We start from the raw sequence: 19,914 nt of genomic DNA on the forward strand, positions 1-19,914 counted from the left end.
TTCATCTTTTCTATTTTTGTCCCCATTCTGTTAGATATACTCCCTTAGGAGACCATTTATCGTTCGACAAAACGGTTTCATGGATAGAACAAGACGGGGGGATTGCAGTGTCAGTATGGAGAGCAAGCCTAGCGATGATGATCGGCCTTATTCTGTCAGCCTATTTGCATCCTGCTTGGCTGCTGTTGGCTACAGGCGTATCATGGGCACTCGTTGCATGGATCCCGTTTACGTACCGCAAATACGTTGCATGCTACTCACTGATTTCTATTCTAGCAGGCCTCTTTTTTTATGGGTACGAGAATCTCCACAGCTCTGAAGTGAAACCAGTGGCAGAAAGGGAGCAGAGGATCTGGGTAGAAGGTGTCATTGATTCACCCGTGAGACGGGACGGGGATGTAGCACGATTTTTTATCACGATAACATCCTGGGGTGAAAATCAGCGTGATCAGAATGAGCATCGGTCTCTCGAAAAAATCGCGCTTCGTGTTAAACTTGCTTCTTTCCAGGAAGCTGCACAAATAGAGCAATGGAGACGTGGCGGTGTTATTGTGGCTCCGATCCGACTATCCTTACCAGCTCGTGCGCGCAATCCTCATTCCTTCGACTATGCCAGCTATTTGTACAGGCAAGGTGTCCATGTGACTGGGGAAACAAACTATCAAACAGTTGATATGACACCTGCTTTTTCCGTGTGGGCGAGCTTTCAAGAATGGCAGGACTCGGGTGCAAAGCGAATTGAATCATTATTTCCAGATCCAGAAACAGCGGGTTACATGAAGTCGCTGCTGCTTGGTCTTGGACAAGAGGTGAACCCTGAGCTTGAATCGATGTATTCGAATTTGGGTTTAAGTCATATTCTCGCGATCTCCGGTTTGCACGTGACCTTGGTCAGCTCCATGTTTATGTGGTGTTTGGAACGGATTGGTATCAGACGCAGACTGGCATTTGTCGTAACCATTTTCTTTTTGATCGGGTATGTGCTTTTGGTAGGAGCCAGCGCGTCTGCGATCCGATCTGGGCTGATGGGGAGTGTGGGTCTTCTATGTCAGGTATTTGGAAAGAGGTTGGACGGCAAAGACGTCTGGGCAGGTGCACTCATTCTGATGCTGATGGTGAATCCGTATCAGCTGTGGCATGTCGGTTTTCAGCTTTCCTTTGCGGTCACGCTTGGTCTCATTATTTTTGTGCCATTCAGCTTGCATGTGTTTGTTCGGGTACCCGTTTGGATTCGTACACTGGTGGCAGTCACCTTGTCGGCCCAGCTCGTTTCCTTTCCGTTTCTCATCTACCATTTTCATTTGTTTTCACCTGTGTCCTGGCTCGTTAATTTGGTAGTAACACCGATTCTCTCGGTACTAGCGCTACCGTTCGGGTATATCGCGGTTGTCCTCGATTTCTTTCACCCGTTTTTGGCCGTAATCCCTGTCTGGATTTCGACGGAATCATTGAAATGGATTCATCTCCCGTTGTTTGCTATTGAAAAAATGAGGCTCCCCTTCACCTATTGGCCGCATCCTTCGTGGTGGTGGCTTGTTTTGTATACCTGCTTTCTAGTTGTTCTGCCCATTTCATGGAAGTTGGGCTATCATCGAAAGCGTGATATAATGCTTACTTTCGTTATATTTCTCTTGTTAATTGTCGCGGCCAGACAGCCGTTTTCTGGAGTCGAAGAAGTGCGAATTACCTTCCTTGATGTCGGACAAGGGGATTCCATCGTTGTCGAAATTGGTGATCAGAAGGTATACTTAATGGATGCGGGTGGGACAATGCGGTTCCCAGCTGCTGAACCATGGATGGAAAAGCGAGACCCATTTGAGGTGGGGAAAGATGTCGTTCTGCCGTTTCTGATGGCGAGAGGAATCGAGGAAATCGATCGCGTCGTCATGACGCATGGCGATCTGGATCACATCGGTGGATTAAAAGCGCTTGTTCCTCATTTTTCTTTTGGAGAGGTATTGGTGAATGGAACAGCACCGTCCAAATTGGAGGGCGAGATCGTCCGGCTTTTCCAACAAGAAGGAGTTCCGATTCTAACCGGGCTCCCGGGTCAATCTTGGTCAGATGGGCCGGGAATCGAGTGGAAGTGGCTGCATCCAGGTGAATCGACCTTCTCAGGAAATGATGCATCCGTAGTACTCCAGCTGACAGCTTTCAATAAGACTGTATTGTTTACGGGTGACATTGAAAAGGATGGGGAAAGTCAGCTTGTTCAAAACGGTTTGACTTCTGTGGATGTTTTGAAAGTAGCCCATCATGGAAGCAATACCTCGAGCACCGAAGAGCTCCTTGCAGTCACAGCACCAAAAGTTGCTGTCATCTCTGCCGGGGTGAAAAATCGGTACGGGCATCCATCGTCCGAAGTACTGCATCGCTTAAAAAAATTGGGTTCCGTTGTTTACAGGACTGATGCTCATGGAGCGATTACGCTGGTTATTACACCAGAGGGATTATATTGGCAGGCCCAAATATTGGATACATAATCTGTTTGCAACTTTTTCAATGAGCGAACCGTCTGTAGGGGGGAGAAGAGAATATGCATGAAGCAGAGTTGATCAGGATGGCGCAATCCGGGGATCATGACGCGCTAGTCGAACTGCTTCGATCCATTGAGACCTCCGTTTACCGTAGCGCTTATTATATTCTAGGGAACGAACAAGACGCGCTTGACGCCTCCCAGGAAGTCCTCATTCGAATTTATCGAAAATTGGACACCTATCAGGAAAAAGCAAAGTTCTCTACCTGGGTACAACGCATCGTCAGCAACGTCTGTATGGATAAATTTCGCGCGAAGAAGGAAACGGTCTCAATTGACGAGCACGAGTTGATCATTCCTGATCGTAACAACGTAGAAGAAGAAATCCTTCTCACCGGGCTGTCGAATGACATTCAGGAAGCCATCGGAAGATTGCCCAAGCAATATCGGATGGTTGTAGTACTCCGCTATATAGAGGATTTGTCCTATCAAGAAATAGCGGAGGCATTAGATTTGCCGCTTAACACGGTAAAGTCGTATTTGTTTCGGGCTAGGCAACAGTTACAGGAGCTGTTGTACGACTACCAGAAAGGGGGGATCGGTTGATGACCAACGAAGAGATTTTTGAACTCATGCAGCGGGATCTGGATGGAGATCTGTTGGAGTCAGAGCAGCAAACGCTCCATCGTTTGATTCAAAAAGATGCTGAACTGCAGCTTATGTACAACCGTTTGAAAGATGTGTCACAACAATTAGAACATCTGCCCCCTGTCGTACCTCCGTTCAGCATCGTAGATTCTATTCTGCCGAAGCTGGAATCAGCCGCTGCAAAGCCTGCTGCGGTGAAATCTACGGTGAACGAGGAAATCCTGCCCACTCTGGAAGTTAAGCGCGAGTCGTCTTCGCTGCCGGAAACAAAAAAGTGGAAGCGGATGAAAGTATGGACGGCTAGTCTTGGTAGTACGGCCGTCGCTGCTAGCTTATTGGTTGGCATGTTGTTTTCAGGCGGTGATGGTAAGAAACATGACGTCGATTCGTTCCAGAACGGAACGGACATGACGCCAGCGGTCGCGGAACAACCCAAAAACGTTGATCCAAAAGATCCTACTCCTTCAAGCACTAATCCAATACCATCGAATTCAAAAGAGGACGAGGACAAGTCAAAAAAGACTTCTGGAGCGGCTACTCAGACGAAGAGTAAAAAGCCACCGGCTAAGACCGTTAAAAAGCAAACACCGCCACCGAAGAAAACGAATCCGACACCGCCACCAAAGAAAGCTGTACCTCCAACTCCAGTAATTACAGATGATCAACCATCGGGATGGCCGATCGGACTGGACGAAAATCCGGACAGAGAAGACAAAGAACCTGCTAATGACGATAAGGACGACGGCGGGGACAAGCAAGAGGAGAAAGACAAGAGAAAAAATAAAGAGAAGAAAAAAGATAAAGATAATGACTAACTTTTTTCCACGTATGGACCGGCACCGCTTGCGGGGATTTTGCGTATAGTACATTATCAAGCACCCCCTGCTTACCGTTTGGGGAGGAGGAATCCCGGGGCTTTTCCCTAAACGTTTACATAGAGGTGCCAACGGATGAAAAAACCGCTACCGATTCACTGGTGGCGGTTTTTTTTCGCTTTGCTCTGATCAACATGTGCTATAATAACGCAGGTAAGAAGAAGGAAAGGGGAGAAAACGTATGCCACTCCTATCGGCTATTCGCGAAATAAGGCAAAAACAATTCTCGCCGATCTACGTCTTATACGGTCCGGAGTCTTTTCTGGCCGAAGATTTTTTGGCGTTGGCTCGTAAAGAAATGATTGATCCAGAATTTACGGATCTGAATATGAGTGTGTATGATTGTACCGAAACGGGATTGAGTGAAATCCTGCAGGATGCGGAAACCTTGCCGTTTTTGGGTGAGCATCGATTGGTGATTGCCAGACAAGCCTACTTTTTAACGGGAAGTAAGCCTTCGACTAAGGTAGAAAGTGACCCGGATGCTCTGCTCGATTATTTGCAAAACCCGCCTTCCTATACCACACTTATTCTACATACAGAAGCTGACAAGCTCGATGAACGAAAAAAGCTGGTCAAAACGCTTCAGCAAAAAGCAAAAGTGATGCCTTTTCCGTTGTTAAAGGACGGAGATTTGTACGGCTGGATAGAGCGACAAGCGGGTAAGTACGAGGCGAAGATCAATCGTCAGCAAGCCATGAAGCTTGTGGAGCGAGTGGGCGCCGAGCTGCGTCTTCTGGACAAGGAAATCGAAAAGATGGCTCTGTTTGTCGGGGCGGGAGAAACGATCACGGAGGACGTCATTGAGCTCCTCGGTGCACGTACGCTGGAGCAGGACGTATTCGCGCTGATCGAACAGGTAGCTTCAGGGCGATTGGACAAGGCACTCAGGATGATGTACGACTGCATGAAAACAGGAGAGGAGCCGATCAAGCTGCTGGCTCTCTTGGCGAGGCAGTTCCGCATGCTGTTGCATGTCAAGCAATTAGCTCCGCGCGGTTATTCACAGCAACAGATGGCAGGAATGATAAAAATGCATCCCTACGCGGTGAAAAAAGCAATGGAACAAGCGCTTCATTTTTCCGAGGAGTCGTTGAAAAAACTGCTGGGCATTCTGGCGGAAGAAGATTTTCGTATGAAGTCAGGGCAGGTGGACAAGCGTCTCGCCCTCGAATTATTCGTTGCACGTGCACACGACGAACGATCAAAACGGTCGTGACGTTTTTTTACAGTAAAAAACCCCTAGAACAAAGATGTTCGCGGGGTTTTTTGCGCTTGGTCTCTTACGCTACAGGAGCGCTCAGAACGTTAAGCTTTTTCATCAAACGAGACTTTTGACGGTTTGCTGCGTTTTTATGAATGAGACCTTTCGAAGCGGCCTTGTCCAGCTTTTTCACAGCCACCAGAAGAGTAGAATTCGCCAATGCTACATCGGAAGCAGCGACAGCTTTCTCAAAGTTCTTGATGGAAGTACGCAGATCAGACTTTTGAGAAGCACGGTGTGCGCGTCGCTTTTCGATTGTTTTGGTGCGTTTAATCGCGGATTTAATGTTTGGCATGTGTGTCACCTCCTTAGACGACCATAGACATACAGTCATACAACAAAGTAATTCTAGCATGGGGCGAACCCATTTGCAAGAAAGGATTCGGAATAAAAATGAAGGATTCAAGCAAGCTAGTAGCAGGAACAAAATGGTCAGTACTTTTTTACATTGAATGACAGGAGCTGATGAACATGGCACATAACATCGATTTGTCAGGCTATTCGATTCGTACGGATCTTGCCTTGGAGGCACATGAGCTTGCCCAACAGCAAAACCAGAGCAGCATTGAGGGCGTTTGGCTGCAAGCTGACGACAGCGAGCCCAATATAAAAGTAACGAGAGTACATGTGGAATCTGAGGAAGCGGGGAAGGAAATCGGCAAGCTTCCGGGGCATTACCTAACGATTGAAGTGCCTAAGCTGCGGGATAATGATACATCAATCGAGGAGCAGGTGGCGAAGCGATTCTCCTTAGAATTTGCGATGTTCCTCAAACAACTAGGAATCACCGAGGACAAAAAGGCTCTCGTCGTTGGTCTCGGCAACTGGAATGTGACCCCGGATGCGTTGGGGCCGATGGTCGTGGAAAATCTGTTGATTACACGCCATCTGTACACGCTGGCGCCTGAAACCGTTGGAGAAGGGTATCGGGAAGTCAGTGCGCTATCACCGGGTGTCCTTGGGATTACGGGTATTGAAACAAGTGAGATCATTTTTGGAGTCGTGGAAAAAAGCAAACCCGATTTTGTCATTTGTATTGATGCGCTTGCGTCCCGAGCTCTGCATCGGGTCAACACGACCATTCAAATATCGGACACAGGGATTCATCCCGGATCTGGGGTTGGAAACAAGCGCAAAGCGATTGATCAGGCGACACTTGGTGTGCCGGTGATTGCGATAGGAGTGCCTACGGTCGTTTTTGCCTCCACGATAGTAAATGATGCGATTACGTATTTGCTGGGGCATTTTGGACAATCGATGGTAGAGAGTAAGCGGGCGTTTAACAAGCTGGCATTAAGTACTTTGCCAGAGCGCAAGGAACCGTATTCGGAAGAGGACATGCCCGACATGGAATCACGCAAGACATTCATGGGATTGGTAGGTTCACTGCCAGAAGAAGAGAAACGGCAATTGATTCATGAGGTCCTCCGACCGCTGGGACAGGATCTGGTCGTCACCCCAAAAGAAGTGGACGATTTCATTGAAGGCGTAGCGAATGTGATCGCAACAGGGCTGAATCGCGCCTTACACAGTGCTGTAAATGAAGAAAATAGCGGCTCGTATACCCACTAAGCCGTGAAAAGCTAGAGTGAGAGAGAAAAGCTAGAAAAGGGTTCTATCGTCTCTATGAGCCTCATAAGCTAAAGCATAGACAAGCACGAGGGGAAGTTCTCCCGACGTGCAACCATGCTACAGCTAGAGGAGTGAGACAGATGGCGACCCTCATTCAACGCCAATTCGTTGTTCTTTCCTTTATAACCGCCTTCCTGTTTGTCATGACAGGAGTGCTTTCGTTAGGCGGGAACCGAATCGCAATTTCTTCCTCCGCTATACAACAGGCCGCTTCGCATATTTCCAGTCTGGCGATTTTGGGGTGGATGGGGCAAGAAATTCCGGTTTTGTCCGAAACGGTGCAAGCACAGGCTGATGATCGCACGAATAGCGTAACGGGTTTTCTCTTTCGCTTGGCAACGAATATACAACCGGGAGACTTGCGCAGCTTGCTAGGCAGGGAGCTCCCAGGGATGGTGACGACCGAAGATGCCAGGTTTGTCGTACAGGGAAAAGGAGCTTCTCTCGCAGATTTTTATTTGGAGTATCCCGCACATCCGAGACAGGTAGCGGATCATTCGCAAGTTGTTCCGATCGTAGAGCCAAAGCCAGAGGACGCCACGAAGTCGGGCGAAACGAAGCCAGCTCCTGTACCCAATTCAATCACGAACGGTAAAAAAATCGTTTACGTCTACAACTCGCACAATCGGGAATCGTGGTTTAGTGAGACGAAGCCAGTGGGAACCTCCGTCGATCATCCTACGAGAAATATATCGTTAATCAGCAAGCATTTATCAGAAGCGTTGAATGACAGAGGAATTGGTTCGGACGTGAGCACCGACGACATCTATCAGCAGCTGTTGAACAAAAAAGTGCATTACTCCTTCTCCTACGCGGAATCTCTGCAAGTGGTCAAAGGAGCAACGGAGAAAAACAAAGAACTGTACTACTTTTTCGATCTCCACCGAGACACAGCGCCACGCGAACGTACGACGGTCACGATCAAGGGAAAAACGTACGGTAGAATATTGTTCGTCATCGGAAAAAGAAACAAAAGCTACGAGAAAAATGAAGCATTTGCGACGGAGCTTCATGAGCTGATGGAAAAAATGTACCCGGAGCTTTCCCGTGGCGTGATGGAAAAAGGCGCAAAAACGGATCACGGCGAGTATAATCAGTCCCTCTCCCCGGGAAGCCTGTTAATAGAAATAGGTGGTACGGAAAACAGCGTGCAGGAAAGCATAAATACGGCAGAAGCATTGGCTGATGTTTTCGCGGCCTATTATCAGCAAGCTGAAAAAGTAGGCAAAACAGTTTCTGACGAGCCTGCAAAGAGGTGACGGGCATGAACGTGACGATGAAGCTGACTGGATTGTTAATCATCTTGCTGGTCGGGGTGGTCTTGGGATTGCAAACGGCTGAGCGTGGAATATCCAAGGTGAGTGGAGTGCCTGAAGGGCAGGCTCAAACCTTTTCCATCAAAAAAGTGGATCAAGGGCAAGTGGAGATCGCGGTAATGGGCAAACAGGTTCAGACAGCCAACCCGAAGGAAATGGTCAACTACGTCAGTCGGATCGGTTTGACTTTGGGCGGAAGCATTAAAAGTGGGGCGCAGAGTTTTGTCGATTGGGTAGGGAGTTTCTTTGAACCGTGAAAATGGTTTACGCGCAAAAAGAAGGGGTGCAGAAAGCCCCAGTGACAAAAGACCCGTACTAGCGGGTCTTTTGCATGCGCCCACGGATGTTCTATTCAATTGGCTTAAACTGTGCAAGTGAGGCTACATCTACAATGAAAGGGCTATCATAAAATTCATTTACATAATTTCCAAGCGTGAAGAAAATATTCTTTTTAGTCAGTATAGAGATAATAGTTTGAATTTATTGTGTTGCGAAAAAATTGAATAAATGGCATAATGTCTACTGATAGGTCTATTTTGGAAGTATATATCGGTGAGAGAGGTGAGCCACGTGTCACATCCTGTCCTACAAATCGAAAACCTGCAAACGCACTTTTTCACGGACCGCGGCCAAATCCCTGCCGTTGATGGCGTGACGATCACGGTACAAAAAGGAGAAGTAGTCGGTATCGTAGGTGAATCCGGCTGCGGAAAGAGCGTTACCTCCCTATCCGTTATGAAGCTAGTACCCAATCCCCCAGGGAAAATCGTGGGAGGCTCGATTAAATTCAAGGGGGAGGACCTCGTATCTGTTGACGAAAAGCGAATGAGAGACATCCGCGGAAATGAAATTGCGATGATCTTTCAGGAGCCGATGACGTCTTTAAATCCGGTGTTTACGATTGGAGACCAGATAGGAGAATCAGTCCGATTACATACGAAGGCGAGCAAAAAGGAAGCAAGAGCACGGGCAATTGAGATGTTGAAAAAAGTCGGAATTCCTCGAGCAGAAGCCATCGTCGATGAATATCCGCACCAGCTTTCGGGGGGCATGCGACAACGCGTCATGATTGCGATGGCCATGGCATGCAATCCAGAGCTATTGATTGCAGACGAGCCGACTACGGCGCTCGACGTGACGATTCAAGCGCAGATTTTGGACCTGATGCGCCAACTCAACCGGGAAGCAGACACAGCAATCCTACTCATTACCCACGATCTTGGGGTCGTTGCGGAAATGTGTCACCGCGTCGTGGTGATGTACGCGGGCAACGTGATTGAACAAGGCGATGTCCGTACCATTTTAAAAAGTCCGAAGCATCCTTATACGATCGGCTTGCTGAATTCGTTGCCGAAGCTGGAAGGATCACAGGAGCGTCTCTATTCGATTCCAGGCAACGTCCCGATTCCGGGTTCGCTTACTGTCGGATGCCGTTTTGCACCTAGATGCGATAAGGTATCAGACAGATGCCGCAGTGAGATGCCAGAACTAAAAGTAGTAGGGGACAATCACCTTTCCCGCTGCTGGCTGACCGAATAACCCGAGAGGAGCATGCAGGTGGCTGAAGATCTTCTGATCGTAAAAAATTTGAAAAAATACTACCCAATCACAGGCGGTGTTCTTGGAGGGGAAGTAGGTGTAGTAAAGGCAGTAGATGATGTATCGTTTACCGTTAAGAGTGGAGAAACATTGGGGCTGGTAGGCGAGAGTGGCTGCGGAAAGTCAACCACAGGTCGTTCCTTGCTGCGACTGATTGAACCAACCTCCGGTGCAATTAACTTTGACGGGATAGATGTCATGTCGCTTTCCACAGATGCGATGAGAAAGATGAGACGTGACATGCAAATTGTCTTTCAGGACCCGTTTGCTTCGCTTAACCCTAGACATAATATTGAAAAAATTTTGGAAGAGCCCTTGATTGTACATGGTTTGGGTTCTTCGGCAGAGCGAAAAAAGCGCGTGCAGGAAATGCTGGAGATCGTTGGTCTGAGCAGTTATCACGCGAGCCGCTATCCACATCAATTCAGCGGAGGACAGAGACAGCGGATCGGCATTGCGAGAGCGCTGATGCTCAAGCCCAAATTGATCGTTGCGGATGAGCCTGTGTCTGCACTGGACGTATCCATTCAGTCGCAAGTGCTCAATCTCATGCAGGATTTGCAACGCGAGTTCGGCCTTACATACTTGTTCATTGCTCACGATTTGAGTGTAGTGCGGCACATCAGTGATCGGGTAGGCGTGATGTACCTTGGCAGAATTGTCGAGCTGACGACGAGTAGCCAATTGTATTCCAATCCGCTTCATCCATACACGAAAGCACTACTGTCGGCGGTACCTTCGCCGGATCCTGATGCGGTACGAGAAAGAGTCATCCTCCAGGGAGATGTGCCGAGCCCTGCAAAACCTCCAAGTGGCTGTACATTCCATACGAGGTGCCCCCATGTAACAGAGGAGTGCCGTACTGTGCGACCAGAATTTATGGACGCAGGCGACGGACACTTTGTTGCTTGTCACTTATACAAGTCCTAATCGACAAAAGGGAGTCTGCCTGCCGAATAGGAAGTCTTGTAAAGGGGGGATGCAAAGCAATAGGTATTGTATCGACCATCTACCAAAAAGGAACATGCGAACATTATTAGAAAAAGGGGGATGTTTTCATGAAGAAGAGAGTTCTCTCCGCAACCATGACCAGCCTAGTGGCCCTGGCCATGCTGATTGCTGGATGCGCTAGCACTCCAACGACACAAGCGCCGGCAGAACAACCAAAGACAGAAACTCCGGCACCTGCAGCTGAGCCTGCAAAAACTGGACCGAAGCAGTTAATCGTCGGTCGCGGTGCAGACACAAAGGGGCTTGACCCAATCACCCAAACAGATGGTGAAACATTCAAAGTAACTGAGAACGTCATGGATACTTTGATTGGCTTCGCCGATGGCTCAACAGAGCTGGCTCCATCATTGGCTGAAAAGTGGGAAGTATCTCCTGATGGTCTCGTTTATACCCTTACACTAAGATCAGGCGTGAAATTCCATGATGGAACTGATTTTAATGCAGAGGCGGTCAAATACAACTTTGAACGCTGGAGTGACAAGAGTCATCCACAACATTCACCAGAGGGCTTCGAGTATTACATCAGCCAATTCGGTGGATATAAGGGTGACGCGAATCATGTCATCAAATCTGTGGAAGCAGTCGATCCAACCACTGTAAAATTCACCTTGACTCGTCCATTGGCTCCATTCCTTGCTAACCTTGCGATGTCTCCTTTCGCGATTGGTTCTCCTGAAGCATTGAAAAAGGATGTTAAAAAATTCAATGAGCACCCAATTGGTACAGGACCTTTCAAATTCGTAGAGTGGAAGCGCAACGACACGATCACACTCGAGAAAAACCCTGATTACTGGAGCAAAGGATATCCCAAGCTGGATAAACTCGTGTTCAAGGTCATTCCTGAAAACACGGCACGTCTGACTGCTTTGGCGTCTGGTGAGATCGACTTGATGGATGGTCTGAACACAGATGATATGCCGGCAGTAAAAGACAACAAAGACCTGCAACTCTTCCTTCGTCCTACCAATAACATTGGATACATTGGCTTTAACGTAGAGAAAAAGCCACTCGACAATCCAAAAGTTCGTGAAGCCATTGCCTATGCGATTAACAAACCTGAAATCGTAACAGCCTTCTTCGATGGCGTTGGACAACCGGCAGTCAACCCAATGCCAAAAACCATGTGGGGACATAACAACGACATTAAAGATCGTGAGTTCAATCTCGATAAAGCAAAACAATTGCTCGCAGAAGCAGGACATCCAAACGGTTTCAAAATCAAGTTCTGGGCAATGCCAGTTCCGCGTCCTTACATGCCAGAAGGTGTGAAGATTGCAGAAGCAATCCAGCAAGACCTGAAGAAAATCGGGATTGATGCTGAGATCGTGACGATGGAATGGGCAACTTATTTGGAAAAGACTCGCTTGGGTGAGCAAGAAATGTTCATGCTTGGTTGGACGGGTGACAACGGTGACCCTGACAACTTCCTGGCTGTATTGCTCGACAAAAACAGCATCGGCAGCAACAACTATACACGCTGGGCAAACGATGAAGCTTCTCAATTGATGATGAAAGCTCAATCCACTCCAGTGCAAGCTGAGCGTGAAAAACTGTACAAACAAGTACAAGAGATCATCTTCAAAGACGTGCCGATGGTTCCGCTGGCACACTCTACGCCAGCATTGGCAGGAAAAGCAAATATCGTAGATTACAACCCGCATCCAAAAGGAACTGAAAGTTTGGAAAAGGTAGATTTCAAGTAAGCTGGTTGATAGCAAAAGGGTAAGAGGAGTGCATACCTCTTCTTACCCTCCTTTCATTATTAAGCGATTATTTTATGCAGGAAGGCGAGGAGATGGCATTGCTAGCTTACAGCATTCGAAGAATTTTAATGCTCATTCCTGTCTTAGTGGGCATGTCAATCATCGTTTTTTCCATTATTCGTGCCATCCCTGGTGATCCGGCTTTAACGATTTTGGGAGAAAAGGCGACACCACAAGCGATTGCAGACATACGAGAAGCATTGGGTTTGAATAATCCGTGGTACATACAGTATTTCGATTACATGAAAAATATTTTGAGCGGGAATCTTGGGGAATCATTGCAAACGAATGCGCCAATTTCAGATGAAATCATGCCTTATTTGGCGGCGACGACTGAACTTACAATTGTGAGTATGCTGATTGCGGTGTTTATCGGTGTAAATGCAGGGATTCTTTCTGCGTGGAAGCAAAACTCCTGGTTTGACTACTGTGCGATGTTGATCGCATTGGTTGGTGTATCCATGCCAATTTTTTGGCTAGGTTTGATGGAGCAATGGGTGTTTGCCCAAGAACTGAAATGGCTGCCATCAGTTGGTCGCGACAATTCGCGTAATCCCGTAGAGGCCATTACGCACTTTAATATACTGGACACGATGATCGCTGGTCGTTGGGATCAGCTATGGGAAGTCATCAAGCATTTGATCCTGCCAGGGATCGCGTTAGGTACGATCCCGATGGCGATCATTGCACGCATTACTCGTTCGAGCATGCTGGAAGTCATGCGTGCCGACTATGTCAGAACCGCTCGTGCAAAAGGGCTGGCCCAGTTTTGGGTCGTGTACAAGCATGCTCTGAAAAATGCGATGATCCCTGTCTTGACGGTAATTGGTTTGCAAACAGGGTTGCTGTTGGGTGGAGCAGTTTTGACAGAGACAATCTTCGGATGGCCAGGTGTCGGTCGTTATATTGTGACCGCCATTGGAAACCGTGACTATCCGGTTATCCAATCCGGTATCCTTGTGATCGCGACGATTTTCGTTCTGATCAATCTCTTGGTCGACCTTCTGTACGCCTATATCGATCCGCGTATCAAATATCGCTAAGGAGGGACGAAGAGACATGGCACAACCACAATTACAACCACGAGATCAGGCAGTACCTTTAAAAGTGAAGCAAGAAGAAGTAGTCTCTCCTTGGAAGGATGCATGGAGGACGCTACGTAAAAACAAGCTGGCATTGGTGGGCTTCGGGATTATTTTGTTTTTCATTGCTGTGGCGGTTTTAGCACCATGGATTGCCCCGTATCCGTACGACGAAGGCAAGCTCGTGATGAAAAACAAGCCACCTTCCGAAGAGCATTGGTTTGGGACAGATTACAATGGTCGCGATGTGTTCAGTCGTGTGATTTATGGGGCACAAATCTCCTTGTGGGTAGGGACGTTCTCTGTCATTGGCTCCGTTCTCGCAGGGACCTTGCTCGGTCTTATGGCAGGATACTATGGCAGGTGGATCGATACGATCATTTCGCGTATCTTTGATATTATGCTTGCCTTTCCAAGCATTCTTCTGGCGATTGCCGTTGTTGCCATCTTGGGGCCTTCCTTGCAAAACGCCTTGATTGCGATTGCCATCATTAACATTCCGACATTTGGACGCTTGGTACGCGCACGCGTATTGAGCTTGAAGGAAGAAGAATTCGTCATGGCCGCACGGGCAATCGGGATGAAAGATTCCCGGATTATCATGCAGCATATTTTGCCGAACAGCCTCGCACCTATCATTGTGACCGGGACGATGGGGATCGCAACAGCGATTATTGAAGCAGCAGCACTTGGTTTTCTTGGACTGGGAGCACAAGCACCAGAACCGGAATGGGGAAAAATGCTCGCTGATTCACGTCAGTACATTCAGAAAGCACCATGGACCGTTATTTTTCCAGGGCTCTCTATCATGCTGACTGTTCTCGGCTTTAACTTAATCGGGGACGGCTTGCGCGATGCACTCGATCCGCGGATGAAGAGCTAGTCAAATTGCAAAAAGACAGAAGGGGCTAGAGGTACCGTCCTTCTGTCTTTTATTAGTTAGCCTTCTTCCATGAAGGTGCGACACAACTGATTGAAAGTAGGAGCAGCTTTCGTGATGATTTGATGCTTCACGTTAGGGATCATCTCGAGTTTTACTTTTGGCAATTTCATGGTAAGCATCTGCGCATAATGGTGCATCCGTTGATCTTGTTCGCCATAGGCAAGTAAAATCGGAAGCTGGATGTTGCCCAGACGCCCCGTACATTGATAACGATGTCCGGCAGCGTACAGGTATTTCAGGCTGGCGGGATCTGTTTTGGAACCGTGCAGCGTCCATTTCGCCCGCAATTCTGGGTCATCGACATGTGAGGAAGCAATCGAACGGGCAAGAAGGGGGACTCCGTGAAGCATCGACAATGCCTGCCCCATCCAAAATCGTCCATGTAAATACAGATCATTCACTTCGGAAAAACCGCTCACGAGTATGCCGCCTTGTACATGATCCGGATAACGAAGACAATATTCAAGAGCGATAGAAGCTCCTTGGGAGTACCCCAAAATAAAGGGACGCTCAATGCCGAGCGACGGGATCAGCTTATGGAGCTGTTCTGCCATTTCTCCAATGGTATAGGGCTTCTCCATCGGGGAACTGTCGCCATGTCCAGGCAAATCAGGGACAATGAGCTGATACGTATCCGCGAGAGTTTGCTGATAAACAAAATTGACAGAGCCGATACATGGCGCATGGATACACAATAACGGTGTGCCTTTTCCCGAAATGTGAAAAGCAAACTGCTTGCCATCCTGATGGACGAGTATTTGTTCCATTTTCTGTTTCACCCCACCCTTAGGTTGTCCGAATCGAGGTAGATTTTTCAACTGAACTCTTCTTTTTTTGATGGGGAAGTGGTATTCTCGCAATAGAATAATTCGTGAAAGCAGGGTGAAGAAGTTGTTTCAAGAGCGCATATCGAAGCTCCACACGTTTTTGACAGAGCAAGAGCTGAACGCGGTGTTGATTACCTCTCCCAAGCACGTCTACTATTTGACCGGATTTTTTACAGACCCGCATGAACGTTTTATGGGTCTCGTTATTCCTGCTGAGGGAAAACCTGCTTTAATTGTACCTGCTCTTGATCGTGAGGCGGCAGCAGAGGCTTCGTTCGTTCAAGATATCCATACACATACAGATATCCAAAACCCGTATGAAATCCTCAAGCAAGTGTTGCCAGCGAACTTGACGAAGCTCGGCATTGAGAAAAGTCATATGACTGTCGAGCGCTATGAAGCACTTGGACAAGTTGTTCTGGCGTCGAGCTATGTGGATGTAGAAGAGCCGCTGCGTGAAATGCGTTTGATCAAATCCGCAGATGAAGTAGATCGTTTGAAGCATGCCGTTCAATTGGTCGAGGATTCCTTGCGGGAGACCCTGAAAAAAGTCAAGACAGGCATGACCGAGACAGAAATCGTAGCTGAGCTGGAATTCCAGATGAAGCGCTTAGGTGCGGAAGGTCCATCCTTTACGTCCATGGTATTGGCAGGGGAGAAGTCGGCACTGCCACACGGAAAACCAGGAACGCGCCAGGTTCAAGAAGGCGACTTGCTTTTGTTTGATATCGGGGTAGCAGCGAACGGATATGTATCCGATATTACTCGTACCTTTGCTGTAGGCGAAATCAGTACCCAGCTGCAAGAAATTTACGAAACGGTATTGGCTGCAAACGAAGCGGCGATTGCTGAGATTCGTCCGGGTGTGACTTTTGCGCATTTGGATAAAACCGCTCGTGATGTCATTGCTGCAAAAGGTTACGGAGAATACTTCATGCACCGTCTTGGGCATGGACTTGGCATGGATGTCCATGAATATCCATCTGTTCACAGCCAGAACCAAGAAGTACTCCGTTCAGGGATGGTCTTTACGATCGAGCCGGGCATCTATCTGCCAGGTATAGGCGGCGTACGGATTGAAGACGATGTATTGGTTACAGAAACGGGCGTTGAAATTTTGACGCAGTTCCCGAAAAAACTGACTTCTATCAACTGACAGATGAATCGCAACAATTGAATAAGTATCGAATGGTGCTGGATGGTATATGCCATCAGCTTAAAAGGGAAGTCCGGTGAGAAACCGGCGCGGTCCCGCCACTGTAACGAGGAGCGCCTAGCGAATAGCCACTGTTTTTTGCGAGACAAAAAACGGGAAGGTAGCTGGGGGTGTTGATCCGTAAGCCAGGAGACCTGCCATGCGATCATATACAATCGACCCACGAGGATGGGGCAGATGTGGAAGTAGTCTATAAAGGGCGCGTTTGTGCTCTCCTATAGCTATACCTGCATTTGTCATGCACCTCCCGATTGGAAATGGGGGGTGCTTTTTTTGTGGGAGCATTTGGTTTCACTTCACAATTTACATAAAGAAAAGGGGATTACAGATGTTTAAGACAAACAAGACAAATTCCGTTATGAAAGGACTAGGACTCGGTATCATGACAGCTGCCATGCTTTTGGTTTCGGCATGCGGCTCCACTACGCCAACACCGGCTCCAGCCCAAACAGAACAAACGGCTGCACCAGCAGTAGAGAGCAAGCCTGTAACACTCGTTAATAATGGCATCGAAATGACCTATCCAAAAGCACCCGAGCGTGCAGTGACATTGAACCAACACGTCACCGAAATCATGCTGGCATTGGGCCTTGCTGATAAAATGGTCGGAACCGCTTACCTAGACGATCAAATCCTTCCAGAGTTAAAAGCGGATTACGACAAAGTTCCGGTACTTTCTGACAAGTATCCAACCAAAGAAGTGCTGTTGGCAGCGAACCCAGACTTCGTGTACGCCGGATGGAAAAGCGGATTCGGTGAAAAGGGCGTAGGATCGATGCAGGATTTGGAAAAGGTCGGCATCAAATCGTATCTACAAACGTCATCTAGCATGCCTGGCCCGACAATCGACGATGTATTTGCGGACATTACGAACATTGGACGCATTTTCCGTGTGGAAGACAAAGCCAACGATTTGATCAACAAAATGAAGAATGAAATGGATCAAACGATTAGTAAAATAGGGAAAGTGGAAAAGCCGCTCAAGGTGTTCGTGTACGACAATGGGGAAGACAAGCCTTTCACAGCAGCAAACAATTACATGACGTCCTTAATCAAAACAGCGGGTGGCAAAAATATTTTTGACGACATTCAAAAGGGTTGGGCAGAAGTTAGCTGGGAAGAAGTATTGAGTCGCAATCCAGACGTTATTATTATCGTAGACTACGGTGACAGAACAGTTGATCAAAAACGCAATTATCTTTTGAACAAAAAGGAATTAGCAGATATACCGGCTATTAAAAATCAACACCTGATCGTATTGCCATTGTCTGCTGCTTCTGAGGGCGTTCGAGCACCGATTGCGCTGAAAATTTTGGCGGAAGGTCTCTATCCGGAGAACTTCAAATAAAGTACGCCCCTTTTAAGGGAGGGAATGGCACTGCAGCAGATCAAATTACCCTATATCATTATTACGTTACTGGTCGGGCTCTTTCTTTCGATTACGTTTGCAATTACATTGGGATCGGTTGAGATCAAACCGACCACCGTATGGAAAATTGCTTTGTCCAAAATCCCGATGTTCACCCAATGGATTGAGGTAGACTGGTCCAAAGGCGAGCAGACTATCATTTGGGATATTCGCTTTCCGCGTGTGCTCTTGGGAGCGATTGTAGGTGCAGGTCTATCTGTCGTGGGAGTAGCGATCCAATCCTTGGTACGCAACTCCCTGGCGGACCCGTACGTGTTAGGTGTTTCTTCAGGTGCTTCGGTTGGAGCTACCTCGGTCATTATATTCGGCGCATTTAGTATGTACGGGCAGTACGCGCTATCCTTTGGTGCTTTTACGGGCTCGCTTGTGTCGATTATTCTCATTTTTACGCTATCCCGTATCGGTGGGCAAAATTCAACAGTACGGCTGCTTATGGCTGGAATTGCCATATCTGCGATCTTGTCGGCCATCACCAGTCTCCTTGTTTTTTCGGCGCCGAATGAACACGGGATTGGTACCGTCCTGTTCTGGTTAAGTGGCAGTCTGGCTGGCGGTAAATGGGAGTATCTGACCATTCCTTCGTTGATTGTGGTTATTTGTCTGATTGTATTAATGGCCCAGTATCGTTCGCTAAATGCGATGCTGATGGGCGAGGAATCAGCAGGGACACTGGGGGTAAATACAGTGCAGTTCCGCAAGTTTCTCCTCGTGATCACGGCCTTGCTTACGGGAGTAATCGTTTCTATCGCGGGATCAATCGGTTTTGTCGGATTAATGATGCCCCATATTGTCCGTGTGATGGTCGGGTCAGATCACCGACGTGTTCTGCCTGTCAGCGCTTTGTTTGGCGCGATATTTCTCATCTGGGTTGATGTAGTCGCCAGGCTCGCATTTGCACCGGAAGAGCTGCCGATTGGTATTTTGACAGCGCTGTGTGGAGGGCCTTTCTTTATCTGGCTGATGCTGCGGAGTTCTTATTCCTTTGGAGGTAGCGGACGATGAATTTACTGGTTGAGAATATATCGGTCGAGCTGGAAAAAAAGGGAATCCTGCGCAACGTTAGTCTGGAGGTGCGCTCCGGTGAGTTTGTGGGGCTGATCGGGCCGAATGGCAGTGGGAAGTCCACATTGTTAAAAAGCATTTATCGCGTACTGAAGCCACGCTCGGGATGGATTTCGCTCGATGGTGACGATGTATACAAGCTAACCTCGCGTCAAAACGCTCAGCGAATGGCGGCAGTTCGGCAGGAGTCCTCGGTTGAATTCGATTTTTCTGTCACGGAGATCGTGAATATGGGACGTGCTCCACATAAACGGCTATTTCAGTCTGATAACGCAGAAGACTTTCGGATTTGTGAAGAAGCACTACAACGGGTAGGGATGCATACATACGCCGATCGCAGCTTTTTCAGCTTATCAGGCGGGGAGAAGCAGCGAGTGCTGATTGCCAGAGCATTGGTGCAGCAAGCCCAGTTTCTTGTCCTGGATGAACCGACGAATCATTTGGATGTTCGATACCAGTTGCAGGTCATGGATCTGGTCAAAACGTTGGGGATTACGGTCCTGTCCTCGTTGCATGATCTCAATATCGCTGCGATGTACTGTGATCGTCTGTACGTGATCGGTGAGGGGGAAATCGTTACGTCAGGGACTCCCGAAGAAGTCTTGACACCCAATCTGATTCGGGATGTTTTCGGCGTAGAGACAGAAGTGACGACCCATCCTATTACAGGAAAAAAACATGTGTATTTCTACTCGGAAGCAAGCCGTGTGAAGCCATCTATCCAGAAGATAATGAGTGGGACCAACTGATAGTGGCGATGCTGAGTTTCTT

At 47.9% G+C, this 19,914-nt stretch carries 18 protein-coding genes and 1 riboswitch; of the genes, 16 read left to right on the forward strand and 2 right to left on the reverse strand.

Annotated features, from left to right (window positions below):
• The first annotated feature begins 107 nt into the window (after positions 1-107).
• From C7R93_RS24165 to holA, 4 genes are all read left to right on the forward strand, one after another.
• Complete coding sequence (locus tag C7R93_RS24165) at positions 108-2,483, forward strand: DNA internalization-related competence protein ComEC/Rec2 (protein ID WP_244191647.1); 2,376 nt, start codon at positions 108-110, stop codon at positions 2,481-2,483.
• Positions 2,484-2,536: 53 nt separating this feature from the next.
• Positions 2,537-3,082 (forward strand): RNA polymerase sigma factor, encoded by a 546-nt coding sequence (locus C7R93_RS24170; RefSeq protein WP_106841209.1) that lies wholly within the window; start codon positions 2,537-2,539, stop codon positions 3,080-3,082.
• The gene (locus tag C7R93_RS24175) at positions 3,082-3,939 is read left to right on the forward strand and encodes an anti-sigma factor family protein (protein WP_106841210.1); all 858 of its coding nucleotides are present in this window, start codon (positions 3,082-3,084) and stop codon (positions 3,937-3,939) included. Before C7R93_RS24170 ends, C7R93_RS24175 begins: the two co-directional genes overlap by 1 nt.
• A 241-nt stretch (positions 3,940-4,180) precedes the next feature.
• The gene (gene holA, locus C7R93_RS24180) at positions 4,181-5,218 is read left to right on the forward strand and encodes a DNA polymerase III subunit delta (protein WP_106841211.1); all 1,038 of its coding nucleotides are present in this window, start codon (positions 4,181-4,183) and stop codon (positions 5,216-5,218) included.
• Between the two features lie 64 nt (positions 5,219-5,282).
• Here holA and rpsT read toward each other — a convergent pair whose 3' ends face one another.
• On the reverse strand, positions 5,283-5,558 hold the full coding sequence (gene rpsT, locus C7R93_RS24185; protein WP_106841212.1) for a 30S ribosomal protein S20: 276 nt from the start codon (positions 5,556-5,558) through the stop codon (positions 5,283-5,285).
• Between the two features lie 176 nt (positions 5,559-5,734).
• On the opposite strand from rpsT, the gene gpr reads away from it, so the two are divergent.
• The 8 genes from gpr to C7R93_RS24225 all read left to right on the forward strand — a co-directional run bounded on the left by gpr (position 5,735) and on the right by C7R93_RS24225 (position 14,549).
• Entirely contained in the window at positions 5,735-6,835 is a 1,101-nt protein-coding gene (gene gpr / locus C7R93_RS24190; RefSeq protein ID WP_106841213.1) for a GPR endopeptidase, read from the forward strand.
• Between the two features lie 140 nt (positions 6,836-6,975).
• Positions 6,976-8,154 carry a stage II sporulation protein P gene (gene spoIIP / locus C7R93_RS24195; RefSeq protein ID WP_106841214.1) on the forward strand — a complete coding sequence of 393 codons (1,179 nt, stop codon included), beginning with the start codon at positions 6,976-6,978 and terminating at the stop codon, positions 8,152-8,154.
• Between the two features lie 5 nt (positions 8,155-8,159).
• Positions 8,160-8,468 (forward strand): YqxA family protein, encoded by a 309-nt coding sequence (locus C7R93_RS24200; RefSeq protein WP_007727739.1) that lies wholly within the window; start codon positions 8,160-8,162, stop codon positions 8,466-8,468.
• Between the two features lie 313 nt (positions 8,469-8,781).
• The gene (locus tag C7R93_RS24205; RefSeq protein ID WP_106841215.1) at positions 8,782-9,750 is read left to right on the forward strand and encodes an ABC transporter ATP-binding protein; all 969 of its coding nucleotides are present in this window, start codon (positions 8,782-8,784) and stop codon (positions 9,748-9,750) included.
• A gap of 18 nt (positions 9,751-9,768) precedes the next feature.
• Positions 9,769-10,740 carry an ABC transporter ATP-binding protein gene (locus tag C7R93_RS24210; RefSeq protein WP_106841216.1) on the forward strand — a complete coding sequence of 324 codons (972 nt, stop codon included), beginning with the start codon at positions 9,769-9,771 and terminating at the stop codon, positions 10,738-10,740.
• A gap of 128 nt (positions 10,741-10,868) precedes the next feature.
• The gene (locus C7R93_RS24215; RefSeq protein WP_106841217.1) at positions 10,869-12,524 is read left to right on the forward strand and encodes an ABC transporter substrate-binding protein; all 1,656 of its coding nucleotides are present in this window, start codon (positions 10,869-10,871) and stop codon (positions 12,522-12,524) included.
• Positions 12,525-12,616: 92 nt separating this feature from the next.
• Positions 12,617-13,627, forward strand: coding sequence for an ABC transporter permease (locus tag C7R93_RS24220; protein ID WP_106841218.1), 1,011 nt, complete (start codon positions 12,617-12,619; stop codon positions 13,625-13,627).
• A gap of 16 nt (positions 13,628-13,643) precedes the next feature.
• Entirely contained in the window at positions 13,644-14,549 is a 906-nt protein-coding gene (locus C7R93_RS24225; RefSeq protein ID WP_106841219.1) for an ABC transporter permease, read from the forward strand.
• A gap of 56 nt (positions 14,550-14,605) precedes the next feature.
• On the opposite strand, the gene C7R93_RS24230 is transcribed toward C7R93_RS24225, so the two are convergent.
• On the reverse strand, positions 14,606-15,376 hold the full coding sequence (locus C7R93_RS24230; RefSeq protein ID WP_106841220.1) for an alpha/beta fold hydrolase: 771 nt from the start codon (positions 15,374-15,376) through the stop codon (positions 14,606-14,608).
• Between the two features lie 124 nt (positions 15,377-15,500).
• Between C7R93_RS24230 and C7R93_RS24235 the strand changes: the two genes are divergently transcribed.
• The 4 genes from C7R93_RS24235 (at position 15,501) to C7R93_RS24250 (ending at position 19,892) form a co-directional block, all read left to right on the forward strand.
• Positions 15,501-16,592, forward strand: a complete 1,092-nt coding sequence (locus C7R93_RS24235; protein WP_244191648.1) for a M24 family metallopeptidase — start codon at positions 15,501-15,503, stop codon at positions 16,590-16,592.
• Between the two features lie 16 nt (positions 16,593-16,608).
• Positions 16,609-16,808: riboswitch (cobalamin riboswitch) on the forward strand.
• Between the two features lie 172 nt (positions 16,809-16,980).
• Positions 16,981-18,000, forward strand: coding sequence for an ABC transporter substrate-binding protein (locus C7R93_RS24240; RefSeq protein WP_106841221.1), 1,020 nt, complete (start codon positions 16,981-16,983; stop codon positions 17,998-18,000).
• Positions 18,001-18,024: 24 nt separating this feature from the next.
• The gene (locus tag C7R93_RS24245) at positions 18,025-19,083 is read left to right on the forward strand and encodes a FecCD family ABC transporter permease (protein WP_167402501.1); all 1,059 of its coding nucleotides are present in this window, start codon (positions 18,025-18,027) and stop codon (positions 19,081-19,083) included.
• Positions 19,080-19,892 carry an ABC transporter ATP-binding protein gene (locus C7R93_RS24250; protein ID WP_106841222.1) on the forward strand — a complete coding sequence of 271 codons (813 nt, stop codon included), beginning with the start codon at positions 19,080-19,082 and terminating at the stop codon, positions 19,890-19,892. The genes C7R93_RS24245 and C7R93_RS24250 overlap by 4 nt, the downstream gene beginning before the upstream one ends.
• Positions 19,893-19,914: the final 22 nt, after the last annotated feature.

Origin of the sequence: Brevibacillus fortis, assembly GCF_003013395.1 — a bacterium.
Classification (GTDB): domain Bacteria; phylum Bacillota; class Bacilli; order Brevibacillales; family Brevibacillaceae; genus Brevibacillus; species Brevibacillus fortis.